7 protein-coding genes are annotated in these 14419 nt (G+C 47.8%); 5 read left to right on the top strand and 2 right to left on the bottom strand.

What is annotated here, in order from left to right; genetic code table 11:
• On the bottom strand, nt 1-4208 hold a 4208-nt coding region (locus B9Y59_RS15605), incomplete at its 3' end, for a glycoside hydrolase family 97 N-terminal domain-containing protein (RefSeq protein ID WP_085531458.1).
• A 491-nt stretch (nt 4209-4699) separates the two neighbouring features.
• Here B9Y59_RS15605 and B9Y59_RS01815 point away from each other — a divergent pair.
• The 4 genes from B9Y59_RS01815 to B9Y59_RS01830 all read left to right on the top strand — a co-directional run bounded on the left by B9Y59_RS01815 (nt 4700) and on the right by B9Y59_RS01830 (nt 9375).
• Nucleotides 4700-5728 carry a reverse transcriptase family protein gene (locus B9Y59_RS01815; RefSeq protein ID WP_158088913.1) on the top strand — a complete coding sequence of 343 codons (1029 nt, stop codon included), beginning with the start codon at nt 4700-4702 and terminating at the stop codon, nt 5726-5728.
• A 422-nt stretch (nt 5729-6150) separates the two neighbouring features.
• On the top strand, nt 6151-8445 hold the full coding sequence (locus B9Y59_RS01820; protein WP_085531461.1) for a GH25 family lysozyme: 2295 nt from the start codon (nt 6151-6153) through the stop codon (nt 8443-8445).
• Nucleotides 8446-8606: 161 nt separating this feature from the next.
• Nucleotides 8607-8891: an ASCH domain-containing protein gene (locus tag B9Y59_RS01825; RefSeq protein WP_242967184.1), complete on the top strand. Its 285-nt coding sequence runs from the start codon at nt 8607-8609 to the stop codon at nt 8889-8891.
• A 31-nt stretch (nt 8892-8922) separates the two neighbouring features.
• Nucleotides 8923-9375: a GNAT family N-acetyltransferase gene (locus B9Y59_RS01830; protein ID WP_085531466.1), complete on the top strand. Its 453-nt coding sequence runs from the start codon at nt 8923-8925 to the stop codon at nt 9373-9375.
• Between the two features lie 1183 nt (nt 9376-10558).
• Here B9Y59_RS01830 and B9Y59_RS01835 read toward each other — a convergent pair.
• The gene (locus B9Y59_RS01835) at nt 10559-12313 is read right to left on the bottom strand and encodes a M61 metallopeptidase family protein (RefSeq protein ID WP_085531468.1); all 1755 of its coding nucleotides are present in this window, start codon (nt 12311-12313) and stop codon (nt 10559-10561) included.
• Between the two features lie 289 nt (nt 12314-12602).
• Between B9Y59_RS01835 and B9Y59_RS01840 the strand changes: the two genes are divergently transcribed.
• Nucleotides 12603-14390 carry a hypothetical protein gene (locus B9Y59_RS01840; RefSeq protein ID WP_085531470.1) on the top strand — a complete coding sequence of 596 codons (1788 nt, stop codon included), beginning with the start codon at nt 12603-12605 and terminating at the stop codon, nt 14388-14390.
• Nucleotides 14391-14419: the final 29 nt, after the last annotated feature.

The raw sequence follows: 14419 nt of genomic DNA on the forward strand, positions 1-14419 counted from the left end.
GCGTCATATGCCTCCATGAAGGCTTCTCTCGCCTCGGTCACCAGCGAATCGACCGTCCCATCATCCACATAGGGCTTTGCATACTGATAGGTTTGCTCCAGAATCCGCTTGTCCGTCACCTCGAACACGAAGTCCAAGTCGACGCCTTCGCCCGTCATCTCTACTGTGTAGGTGTACGAATCGCCGCTGATGAGTTCCTCCTGGCCGTTGACCGTCACCGAGCGGAAGTTCTTGCCTGCCACGCGCGGTTCAAAGGTCAATTCTACGCTCGTTCCCTCTGCCACGTCTTCCAGCGTAAACTCGCCCGTCAGGTCTGCGATCTTCTGCGGCTCGCCGTCCACCTTCAACGTTACGTCCTTGTTGTTATACTGCAAGAAGATGGTATTGGCTTCTACCGGCTCCTCAGAAACAGTTACTTCCGCGGATGCCTTGAGATCCATCAGGTTCATTACACCGTCAGCCAACGTAATGGTGCCTTCGAGGTTATAGACTCCTGCTGTATCGCCGTCATAGTCTCCTTCCGACCAAGTAACCGGCAAATCCTTCTCCGTACCGTCAACCAAAGTTACCTTCACCGTATCCGGCAACTTCAGATCTGCAAAAGCAGTGCCCGTGCTCGCACGCAAGGTCACAGGAGCCACCTCTGCGATGCAAGTGTCTGTACTTACAGCAAATGGTATGATTTCACCCTCGCCTTCTGCGTTTGCATAATAGGTGAAGTCCTCAATGCGAATGTCCACGCCATTGTTATTGTTAGCGCCATTGCCGGTATAGACGCCAATCCTAATATTATCCGAACCGGATACCTGCGGACATTCAAGCTCTGCAATCTTGGTCCACTCTACGCCGTCATAGCTGTAATAACCGGTGAAAATCTGCCCCTTCTTCTCCAACTTCAGATAGGCGTCGTCGCTTGCCTGTGTATCCTTTGCAGTCTGCTCGTTGTAACCGCCTTCAAAGCGCATCAACTCAAAGCAATTACCGCCAAAGCTCGTATGGTACCTTCTCATGACGGAGACGGCCTTGCTGCTGTCGACAAACGCCGTCAATGCCACAGTCTGGAACGCTGTGGTCAAATCTCCACTTACCTTTACAGTCGCTGCAAAATTTTCTTCCTGCAGCGGGAAAAGGACCATGTTCTGCGGCCACTTGCTGGAATCCTGGTTGCCGTCTACGTCGCCAGACAGCGAAACCTGCTGGATGGACGTAGCTGTCGGATAGGAGATGTACTGGCTATTCTCGCGCTCAATTGTCCAAAAATCGCGATCCAAGGTGTATTTTTCCATCTCGACCGTGACGGTGCAGGAATCTGATACAGAGTCGTCAACTGGCGACGTCGCGGTAATCACTGCCGTTCCCGGACGGATGCCAGTAACCTTTCCGCTGCTGTCCACCGTCGCGACCGTCGGATCGCTGGATTCCCAAATCAGGCTGGAAATCAAAGGCTTCTCCGGTGTGATCGTGACATCGATGGTGGTATTTGCATTGCGCTCTAAGGTCATTTCGTCCTGTGCAAACTCGATGGTTTCAGCCGCAGAGGGTTTCTCTTTTGTAAAGATCACCGCACAGCCTCCGCCGTCCTTCATCGGCACTTTAAGGGTGTCGCCCTTGGTGACCTTCTGGATTTCTAGCTTCAAGCCGCGGTTATCTGTCCCATCGTCCGCATAGATCATCGCATAGTACTGTCCGTCATCCAGGAAATCGAGCGGGAATTCCGCATCGCGCGCATCTGTGGTGATGGCGCAACCGTACCATTTATCGCCGCTGCGGCGGGCCAAAGTGGTGTATTCGCCTGGATAGCCGTCAATAAAATGCGAATCATCCCAAACGGATGGAAAATCCTTATAGAAGGATAGCGCCGGGCTACCCTGATAGTCCTCTACGCTGCTGGCCAGGCAATGCATGCCGCTGGTAATCAGGACAGACAGAGCCACCTGGAAGCCTGTAGTCGTAGAACTTCCTCTGGGATAGAGGGTTTCCGTCACATCTGCCGGTCCAACTGCATTGCGGGTGAATGGCAGGATGGTGTACTGTACCGGACTCAGGTCGCCCATTTCCTGGCCATAAATGCCCTCACGGGTCAGGATGCCCGGATGTGTGCGGACCTCGCCGGTCGGCTTATTGGCGCCGTGGACGTTTGCCACCAGGTGCAGTCTCTCACAGTCTGCATAGACGTCTTCCATCAGCTGCACGCGCTCGTCGGTTTCACGGTCAAAGAAGTCCACTTTGATCCCTTTGATCCCGAGCTCTGCCCAGCGATCCAGACGCTGTGCACGTTTTTCCGGCGTATTGAGATCATCGACATGTACCCATGCAATCAGGCCGACCCCTTTTTCATTTGCATACTCTACCACGTCATCAATCCAATCGTATTCGCCATAGTAGCGAGTGCCGTCGCCCTGCTGAGAACGCGGCTGCCAGCCTTCGTCCATAATGAAATACTTCCATCCCATTTCGGAAGCAAAGTCGATGTACTTTTTGATCTGTTCCGGATCGGACTGCATGCTTGCACCGCCGACCAACCAAGTCCAGGAGCAAACGCCCGTCTCAGCCCAGGAGTAATCCCCCTCTGCTGGATCAGGACTCAGGTTTTCCGTCATTGTATTTTCGTTGATGTCCCCCAACGTGCCAACAACGGCAAACCGCCACGGGAATGCAAAGGTTCCCTCAACAACGGGATCTTCACTTTGAAGAGGCGTTGCGGAGATCTTTAACGTTCCATTCTGCGCTTTGACCATCGATCCCATATACCCTGTGAGCTGAGCTTCGGAAATCATTCCAAAGGTGCCGTCCGGCGTCTCGAACAACAGCGGGATGGACTGATCGCCGCTAATCGTCTCTGCGGTATATTTATAGAACGTGGATTCATAGGAATAACTGCCGCTGCCATAGCCCATTGCCCAAACATTGGACTTCGCCGGAAGCTGGAAGGATGTCGCTTCGTCCTGTACCTGGATCTCTGTGCCATCCTCCGCATGGATGACGTACCGGAAGGCAAGGCCATCATCATAGGCGCGTACAACCACATCAAACTGCACGCCGTCCTTTTGGAATGAAATCGTGCGTTCTGTATAATAATTGCGATACTCGTCTTTTTTGCGCGAGTTGACGGTATAGGTCTCATCTACTGTTGTCGCCTCGGAAACGGACAGGAATTCCAGCCCTTCAGTGAAGTCCCCTAGATTCGTGCTCATGCCCATTGCGCCAAAGTTGAGCACAGACTTTTCATCGCGCTGGACGCTATAGGAAAGACTTCCGTTGTCGTTCAACATGAAAATTCCGCCAACCGCGTCGCTTGGTGAGGCGATGGACCACACCTTTCCTTCCACTTCGTCGCCGACAATCAGATCAATGGAAGTACTCTTGGTGATGTCGCCCAACGTCACGTTGCACTGGATTGTCACAAGGCCGTTGGCTAAAGCGGTCACCACGCCCTGGTTGTCCACAGTCGCAGTCTGCTCATCGCTGCTGGTATATGTAATTGTTGCGCTCGAGAGGTCTGCATCGGTATCGTCTACTAACGTACCTGACACGGTGAGGTTCGCCGTCTCTCCGACTGCCAGGATAGTCTGATCTGCAGAAACAGCTACTTTATAAAGATTCTTCTGCACAGAAGAATCCAAAACGAGCTTCGCATCCGCCCAAACGCTGTGGTCGGAGTTGTTTCCGTCTCCGCCGTCCGTTGTGATTAGGGTCAGCTGTTTGGCCCCCTCCGGAATCTCGACGTTAACAAATTCCTGCGCTTCGGATTCCGACATCTTATCCACGCGGAACAATTCCTGATCGTCCGCTTTGACAATAAAGCCGCAAGTCCCTTGCTTAGAGTAGTTCACACCTATATATGCTTGGAAGCCTTTCACGCCGCGCCCCTCAATATCATAAACCAATTCCGAGGCGGCATGTGCACAGATACCCTTTTCATAAGTTTGGGTTCCGCCGTCCTCTGTGCGCAACTTCAACGGCAAGTTTTCCAGCCCCTGGTCGAGCATCAAGCTGCCCCAACCGACCGTGGCCTTTGTTGGGTCCATATCGCTGAGATAACGGACCACTACATCCCCTTCGCCGTCATTTTGCAGCGATACAGAAACAGGACGGCTGGGTTCCAAAGCGACAGCATTTGTCTGAGCCATCGCTGTCACACCGCTTGCGACGGTCATCTGAACAGCAATTAACAGTGCAATTGCAGATCGTAACGTCTTTTTTTTCATGAGTCTCCTCCTTATTTCAAACAACTGCTTCCCAAAATGTAAAATATCGGTTATTTCGATTTCTCGCCCTTTTGGCGCTCTATGCAAATTTCCTCCTCTCTGCTTCTTAATCGAAACAAGCGATTGAATTCGGGAATATTATAGCACTCTGACATAATCTTTTCCAGTATTTATGAAAAATTTTTGTGAAAAAATTTATATTCCTCTTTGGTACGAAAGTATTTATCATATAAAACAAAAGAAAAGTTGATTTTCTAAGAGGATATGCTATAGTAGACATTGGACGGAACAACAGCGCTAACCATGTGATGCATACATGGCTGGACGGCGAGTCGCCCTCCAGAAAGATGACTTTGGAAAAAGAGGCATGCGGCCTTCGCCGTGTCAAGATACACAAGGTGTATTCCCACACGGCTATGCCCGCATCCCTTCAGGAACAATTTGTGTTGTTCCGTCCTTTTTATCAACCATACAAACAGGAGGGGCAGAGGATGATTCAAACATTGGAGGAGTTTTGCGAATGGCTCGATCCAAGTGTCTCTCCCCGTATCTTACAGAAAAAAGTCTACTGGTTGCGTTCTTTGCGCTCTGCGAAAAAGAAGCGCAAAGAATACGGCCTTTTCTGGTTGGCAAAACGAGGGGGAGGGTACCGCCCAGTAGCTTCTCCTTCCCCGGGTCTGAAACAGGTTCAAAGGGGAATCCTCTCGCTCTTGGCCTATGGCGAAATCGCGCCCCCAGCTACAGCGTATCGCCCAGGCAGGAATTTACTGGACAATGCCGCCGTACATGTCGGACAACCAATACTTGTCAAACTGGATCTACTTCATTTTTTTGGCAGTATTCATTTTCCGTCGGTCTTTTGTGCGATTGACCGTACATTGTCCCAAAACCCGGAAATTGCTCCTTACTCCAAAGAGTCCAACGGAAAAAACGCAGGGAGTACACGCGCAGATTCCTTTAACGCTCTTTTGAGTTTTTTCTTTACAACCTTCTGTACGCTGGACGGTATACTTCCACAGGGTTCCCCCGCCAGTCCCATGCTGTCTAATTTGGTCTTTTTTCCGTTAGATCAGCAGATTGCGGCCTTTTGCGGCCAACGCCACATTCACTATACCCGCTATAGCGACGATCTGACTTTTTCAGGGGATTTCTCTCCGGAACCGCTCATCCGCTTTGTGTACCAACTTCTGCGTAAAAACGGATTTTTGTTGAATCCTGCTAAGACCATCATCGCCCGGCAAGGCAGACGGCAACAGGTAACTGGCATTCTGGTCAATGACCATCCACAGGTAGGGCGGGATTATCGCAGGCGTATTCGGCAAGAAGTCCACTATTTGCGGCGTTTTGGCGTGGCCTCCCATCTGTTGCACGAAGGTCAAACCGGCTGGGCCCTACATCCGGCCCCCTATCTGCAAAGCTTGCTTGGACGCATTCAGTTTGTCTTACAGATCTGTCCCTACGATCGGGAATTTCTGGAGTATCGAGCGTACGTCCTGCGTCTGCTAAAGAGTTCCTTATGAGAAAAATCGTTCAATAGAGGAGATGGCTGCTGGCCATCTCCTTTTTATTTCCTTCTTTGGGTTCCGCTCCGTTTACTGGTTGCCGAGTCGAGGATATGGTTTTCCTTTCAAATATGAACAGAAACACTGCACCAGACCAATTTTTGGAGGTTTTCTTTCCTGATATCTGAACCGTGGAAAACTGGCTCTCTACTTGACATAATTCCGGAATTCTCCTATAATCAAAAGCATTCAAATCGTGCAAAATTCGTCGGATTTTGTACGCCGTTTTGTGTCGGTATGCGGCCCGGCCAACCAGAATAAAAGGAGGATATGCGATTGAAGAAAATTTGTAAAACCATGGCAAGAAAGCGAACAGGAATACGAACCGTTATTCTGGCTGCGTATTTCGACGACGCGGCCGCTTTAAAGGAGGAGCCTAATTGAAGAAACTACTCGCTTTACTTTTGGCGTTTTGCCTCGCCTTTTGCGGGGGAACATCTGCATTTGCAGACGTGGCATCCACTGTCGCAGTTGCATCCACCGGAACCTTTCAGATCGATAACACTTCGATTGCTATAAAAATCGGAGAAAGCGCGGTCCTTACCGCCTATGAAAACGGTTCTCCAACGATGAACGCCACCTGGACCGTCAGCAATCCGAGCATTGCCACAGTCAGCAATGGCCTGGTTACAGGGCATCAGCTCGGTACCACTGCGGTAACCGCCACCAATAGTGCCGGAGAGAGTGTCACTTGTTATGTTCATGTCATTTTGAAAGGAATCGATGTCTCCTCCTGGCAGGGCAACATCGACTGGGGTACGGTCAAAAATCAGGGGATTGATTTTGCTATTATCCGCACCGGTTATGGCAAGACGGCCCCAGAAGTGCAGACGGACGCCTATTTTGAACAGAACTACAGCGGCGCGACAGCAAATGGCATCAAAGTTGGCGCATACCATTACAGTTATGCGGAAAACGTCCAGGATGCTTTGCAGGAGGCGGATTTTTGCCTGAGTATTCTGAATGGAAGAAAATTGGATTATCCGGTTTTCTATGATATTGAGGACACGATCCACCGCACGATGGACGCCGATCTGATGGCAGATATCGTGGAAGCTTTCTGCGGAAAAATGGAAGCTGCCGGGTATCGCACAGGCGTATACAGTTCGGTCAATATCTTTAATTCCAATCTTTCCAGCCCACGCTTGGATAAATACGACCGCTGGGTGGCCAGCTGGGGAAAGGATGTCCCCAACTTTAACAAGGCATATACCATTTGGCAGTATGCCTATGGTACCCTTTCCGGTGTAAACGGAAATGTAGACCTCAATTACTCGTTTAAAGACTATTCTCAGGCGGGTACGCCGGTGAACCCTTCCACCCCTTCTACGCCAACCCTAACCTGTGACACGTCTTCCTATACCTTTGGTTCGAACGATGTATATTATTATAAGGTCTTTACATCCAGCGCCACGCAGCCAACCGCGACTTCTTCCAATCCATCCGCTGTCTCGGTGACCTTTGGCAAAAAAGTGAGCGATGGGTACATTTTCCAGATCAACAATGTCGGTGCTGGTACGGCTACTATTACGACTACCACAGCCGAAGGCGCATCTGTCAGTTTCCAAGCGACCGGGAATCGATCAGCATCAGGTTCTAAATTGACCTGTGACACTTCTTCTTATACATTTAGTAATAATTCTGTTTATTATTACAAAGTATTTACGGACAGTATTGTTCAGCCGACCGCGACTTCTTCCAATCCGTCGGTCGTTTCTGTGACCTTTGGCAAGAAGGTATCCGATGGATATATCTTCCAGATCAACAATGTTGGTACTGGTACGGCGGTCATTACCACTACTACTGTGGATGGTGCATCTGTCAGCTTCCAAGCCACTGGAAATAAGTCCATTGTTTCCAAACCTACCCTGGCTTGCGACACTACATCTCCGTATACGTTTGGTAGCAATTCGACATATTATTACAAAGTGTTTACAAATAGCGCCACGCGGCCAACAGCGACTTCCTCTAATCCGTCGGTTGTTTCTGTGACCTTTGGCAAGAAGGTATCCGATGGATACATCTTCCAGATCAACAACGTGGGTACCGGTACGGCAGTCATTACGACAACGGCAGCGGATGGTTCTTCCGTCAGTTTCCAGGCAACGGGGACTAAGTCCACTTCGACGAGTTCTCCTCTGAAATGTGACACTACTGCGCCGTATACCTTTGGAAGCAATTCCTCCTATTATTATAAGGTGTTTACGACCAGTGCTACACAGCCGACCGCTACCTCCTCCAATCCGTCCGCTGTTTCCGTAACCTTTGGCAAAAAAGTGAGTGACGGATACATTTTCCAGATCAACAATGTGGGGACCGGTACGGCAGTTATTACGACAACAACGGCGGACGGTTCCTCTGTCAGCTTCCAGGCAACGGGCACCAAAGCTTCGTCGGGAACCGCACCTTCCAGCGGGAGTTTGGTCTGCGATACCACTTATCCATTCACCATCAAGCGAGGGAATGTTTATACGTTCCTCTTTACTCCAAAAGGAACTGTCGGAACACCACAATTTACCACTGGAAACAGCAATGTTTTGATTACAGCCGGCCTCAAACTGCGAAATGGCTCCTATCTGCTTACAGTGAAAGGGGTCGGAACTGGAAGCACTGGCGTTTACGCCACCATTCCTGGCCAGGCACCGATCAATTATTGCACGGTAAATGTTCAATAAGGCTGGATTTGTCGCGTGTTTGAAGGTTCCATTTGAGAGGAACGATAAGGTTCACTATAATCTTGATACAGAAAATTCGATTATCCGCATAAATACAGCGTTTAAGGACTATTCATCTCATAAAAAAGCAACTATTTTACCATGATTGAATGAACCTTGATATGACAGAAAAAGAACAAGGGAGATTGCACAAAAATGTGTATCTCCCTTTTCTCATGGTTACAATTTTATTTCACTTTGGTGTACAAACTAAAAAAGTAACTATTGTTCCATTTCATGAGGTATCAGTAGAACATGCTTACAAAGAAGGTGAGGGTAATAAAACTTTAGATTATTGGAGAGAAGCTCATGAAAAATTCTTTACGGGGTGTTTGAATCAGGTTGGATTGAAATTTACTACTGACATGAAAGTCGTATGTGAAGAATTTTCAGTTGTATATAAATAGTATTTAATTTTTAGTATGAAGGAGGATTAAAATGGAATTTAGAGAAATTGATAAATACAACTATTGGGATTGTATAGAATTGACTATTGATGATAACCAAGAGGGGTTTGTTGCAGATAATAAACAGTCATTGGTAGAAGCTGCTTATGAGGACGGTCTATATACTTTAGGAATATATCTTGAAGAAACGATGATAGGTTTTATCTTATATGATTATGATGAAACTTTTCCTGGCTGGTCTATGAGTCGTTTTATGATTGGAAAACAGTTTCAAGGAAAAGGTTATGGAAAACAGGCATCAATAGAATTTTTGGAGTATTTTAAAAACAAACACAATACCGATAAGTTATATATTAGTGTTTCTTTAGAAAATATGCTTGCACGTAAAATGTATTCTTCGATTGGATTTACAGAAATCAAAGAGGTAGAATATGCATTTGGAGACAAGTATTATAAAGAAATTCAAATGGTAAAAGAATTGTAATGGCAAACAAATTGCGGCTTAACGACTTCATATTCATACACACAAAGCAGTTAGTCTTAGGATTGACTGCTTTTTAAAAGACACCATTTAGGTGTAATGATGTCTTTTGGGTGTTATTTTATAGGTCATATCAAGACTCATTCAATCGTGGTAAAATGAATGATTTTCTATACTTCAAAATACTTGAAAGTATAGTGTTTATGCGGATAATCGAAAATTAGATATATAATTTAATTCAATTTATTAAAAACTATAAAAAGAACACCTTACTTTTCGGTTTTTCCGCCGATATAGGGTGCTCTTTTTTGTTTGAATCGTCTTTTTCATTTTTGTAGAATGCGCTGGGGATTGCCTACCAACGTTTTTGGGATACCCGCTATGCATAGCATTTAGGTTTCATCATTTTGCGATGAAAAGCGAAAATTATAAAAGCGCTTACTTGTTTTTCGGCTGTTTCCGGCGTGATGTTCGTTTTCTCTCACACGCAGGTAACAGCTTGTTTTCCTTGCGGTGATGCGCTCGACAAGCCTCGCATTTTCCGTGCCGCTTACAGGATTTATACCGGCATGGGCAATCTTGCTTTTCCTCCATTGGACTTCCTCCCCGAATCAGATTTTTTAAACAGTTTCCCCTTTTTGAGCAGGGGTTAAACGGACGATTGGCAATTTTGTTTGTCCCTGGGAAAGGCAACATTCCCGCCCCGTGCCATCCCGTTCAGAAGTTTAAAATGTCTTTTACTCCCTCGTACACCGAGCATATTCTGTTTCCATAAGTAGCCGAGTGGCGGCCGTCACCGGTATAGTTGGGGCTGTTTATCCACAATTAACCAATTGACAATGTTTGTACAGATTCATCATTGAGCATCATATTCCCTAGGAATGATACAGTTGGATCTGTGAGATTGACAAAACAACAAAATCTTTTATTTACTCTTACGCATCGACTATGGCCGGGTAAAGGAGCATCTGGCTTCTTTGGAAAACGACGATGGGCCGCTTCCATAATCTTTGAATTTGAACGGCGCTTGCGCGGCGGTTTTTCTGCCTTGTTCTTTTTTCGCCTCCTTTTGCGCCTACAATTTTTTCTCGATTGCCCATTAGCTTTTTATTTGCAGAGTTGTTAGAGACAAAGGGGCTGCTATGCAAAGCACATGCATAGCAGCCCTTTTTGACCTGTTTCTTAGTTAAGAGGATTCTCCCTGTATATTTGCGCGGGTATTATCCACGGGAACACCCTGTGTGGTTAGCCAATCTTCCCACTTTTGCAAATTTTCTTCATCTGCTAATAACGCATATCGCAGCATTGGTTCATCGAATGGTACACCACATACCTGTGCACGCAGTGCATATTGCTTGAGCAATGTCCAGATCACAGGGCAATGTTCCTTGACCATCTGTTCTGTCTCTGCATCTGCAAACGAAGCCTCTTGAAATACAGGTAGATTCTGTAATCTCCGTGCTGTCTCCAGGTCAGGCAGATCACAGGGATATTGTCCCAGCTGGCTGGTCATCCAGCTTGCCAGCATGGTTTCTACATCCGCCACATCGTCCAACGCACGTTGCTCCGGATAGGAAGGATCGGCCTCCTCCCACAGGGGCAATAGTTCTTCCGACTGGAACCAGCGGTTGTATACTTCTCCAGCCTCTGCTCCTAAGAGGTCCGATAAGAGGGCCGCGCAGGAAAAGTCCGCATCCGGATCTGCCAAAATGGCGTGCAAAACCGCATCTTGCTGCCCAGATAATTCAGATGCACGATCTTCCACAAGTTTGACTACCAATGGCGCCTGTATGTAGTGTAGAAATTCCTTACGCCCTTCGGATTCTGAAATCAACGCCTCATCCATAGGAGCAAAGGAGAAGAGGGCCGGGTCCTTGATCCGGATGGTCAAGTACCGGTTAAATAGGGATTGAAATTGCCATTCCGGCCGGATGCCCAACTGCTCACGTTGTTTTTCTGGTAAAGCACTCATGGATGCATTCTCATAGTAGGTCGCCAAACCTTCATAAAACCAGAGGTTCGGCGCCGCGTGGAACGTTTGGGTTGGAATCCTGCTGTCGAAATAGGCATGGAACATCCGATGGCTGAGCAGTTCCCAGTCCCTTCGGCTTGTCTCGTCAAAGGTTGCACAAACACTATGTATCCCCGCTCCCCCGATGACTGCTTCTCCATCATCTGGAAGCAACAGAATCTGATATGGTTGTTCTTCCATTCCAAACCGCTGTGCATAATAAGCGCGCAACGCTGCGACACCGGAGGAAAGTTCCTCAGAAAAGCGCGCCTCTTCTCCAGCGAGCCCATAGACCGCCGCGCCTCCGGTCTGTTCCGCGGGAAAATATTGCGTAAAGTTCCCCATGGCAAATGCATCGTTGCTCAAATTGTAGGCATCTGCCCAAGAAACCTCCCGAAGCTCCTCAAAGGGCAGAACCGCTGTCCAACCTTCCCGGGGATTCATAGATACTCGCAGCGATCGGACTACGGCCTCCTCCTGAGGGTACCCATCTTGGTAAAATTCCATGGGCAGAAGCAAAGCCTGCCCTCCATCAAATACACAATAATCTTCCCGCACAGATCCCCGCTGTCCATGTTTTCCGGAAGCCCCCAACGAGATCTGGTACACCAGTGAGACCTTTCCTCCCCGTTTCAAAGCAAAGCTGAGAGCATCATCGGTTTGTTGGGCGGGCACGCTTACCCCATCTGCACCCGTACAGGATTGGATGACTATATTTTTATCTCCTATATAAAAAGAAACCGTTCTATCTTTGGAAAGTGGCGTGCTTTGTACATCGAGGACAATCTCTAATGTCCCTTCTTTTACCTGTGGAGCCGATACTGTGTAATGCAGATCATATTTTTGATCCAAAGTAAAGAAAAGAATGGCCGCTACGGTCAATGCAACGATCACACTGCTAAGGGCTATCCACCTGATCTTATGACGCATCGTTTCTCCCCCGAAATTCATCCTTTTTCAGACCTGGTTCCATGACATTTCTGTCAATGATATAGAATATTTTATTAATTTTTATCTACTTATTTCAAGTAAATTATTTATTTTCCCAAAGACACCCCCCTGTATTCAAAAAATGTTCCCCTACTTTTTCCAAGGAGAATACCTGTATAATATTGATAAGAGGAGTTTACCAATTCACTGGAAGGGATTTTATACACGTACATTTTCATCAATCTGCATAGATTTTTAACCCCGCAACTTTTTGGAGGTGTGATCTTTTATGAAAAAGAATCGATTGATCGGCGGATGTGCCGCTTTGTTGCTTGTGAGTCTGGCCTCGTTTGGTCTGTGGCATACGCAGGGGGATGCCTCTTACCATATGGACACCGATCTCGCACAATTTGGAATCGGTTACACGGTCGAGCCTACCGACATCGATGGAAAAATCCTAAGCGTATCGATTGAGTTAACCCCCGACCAGCTGTCGCCGGACCGTATGTTTTATCTGGATGTTGGTGAGGTTGAGGCGTCTGAGCCCACCTGCACCGAGGCAGACGGCATAGAGGTCGCCTTGAACGACCTGGGAAGTGCCTGGGAAATCGGGCCGGTGTCCGAGGACTGCGAATCGCTCGTTTTTCAATACGACGTCAAACTCGGTGAAGGCACCGACGTAGATTTTCAGGTGGAAGGGGATCTATACAAGGATCTGTTGGCTTTCCAAGGCAAAAAGGTGCTGATGATGCCCTTGTTTGACGCCAACAATCTCCCGTATATGGAAAAGTATATCAGCAGCGTATCCTTCCAGCTGACGGGAGAAAACGATTGGAATTCCATTATCCCCTTCACTCCCGCCAATAGCACCGAGCACGCCTTTCAGTTGGAGCGCCCTACTTGGTATGACTTCTACGATCTGATTCAATCAAGCTACTGTTTTGGCAGCTTTGAGCCTCTGAATCTCTCTTCTGATGGAGAAACTGCGGTGTTCTATCTCGACAGTGCCATCCGAGAAAGCGCCGAATTGAGCGACCTGAGCGCTGTAATTTCTTTCTATAACTATTATGTGGATGTATTCGGCAGCAATCTGGAAAAACCCGTCGTCCTTCTGCGAACCAATGAAGACGGTGAAAGTTCCATCCTATCCGGCGTCGGAGGAGAAGGTGCGGCAATTTCTCTCTCCATGTACACCCCGGATGCCTGTCAAACGATGTCGCGCACCCTTTACCATGCGTTCTTTGACAGCAAGGTTCATGCGAGAAACTTGCATTATCAGCCAAATGAATGGTTGTATCGCGGCTTGGGGGACCGTTACATCAATGCCTCTGCGGATGCGCTTCCCCAAGAGTTGAAGGATCTCTATGGCATCGAGGTACAGGATAATCTCAATACCCGCTATATGAAGTATTTATTTGTCTCGTTGAAGGACCCCACCATGGCTGCCCTCTCCTCCGACATGGAGGGATCGATGGCAGCTGGACAAGAAGATTTTTACTTCAACGTCAAGGTGCCTCTGATCTTGGAAACCATCGAAAGCTTCACTAGCCAAACACAGGAAAACGCCCTGCTGCACTATTTGATGGAATTGCCCCAGCATCAGGATGTAAATATCTCCCGATTGATGCAGGATTTGTTGGGAGAAAACGAAGCCATGGTGCGCGCGTACTTCTCCGGGACCTCGTTCATTCCAAACTATTGGGACCTCTCTGCACAGAATTGGAGTCCGGAGTACACGGTCAATTTGTTGGCCAGCTATGAGGACAACCTCTCTGCTTTATTCGATCAGCAGTATGTCCTCTATCCTTACGATCCAGTCTTTTTGATTGAAACAGATCAACTAAAACAGGAAATTGAGGAACGCGGGCTGTCGTTTGCAACCCCGGAAGTAGAACAGTTGGTAAAGAACTATTCAGAGACACTTTACCTGCTCCTCATGCAGAATGCCCTGCGCGCCGACCTCTGCGGCATTGAGGATCCCGGCGCCGCGGGGGTAAAAACCGAACTCAATTCCCAGGAAAACGGGCAGATATGGGCTGACTATGTGGCCTCTGTTGGAATAGAGGAATCCATCTAAGCTGACAAAACATCGGTTTTCGATGTTTG

This window comes from Anaeromassilibacillus sp. Marseille-P3371 (genome assembly GCF_900169665.1).
Lineage (GTDB): Bacteria > Bacillota > Clostridia > Oscillospirales > Acutalibacteraceae > Anaeromassilibacillus.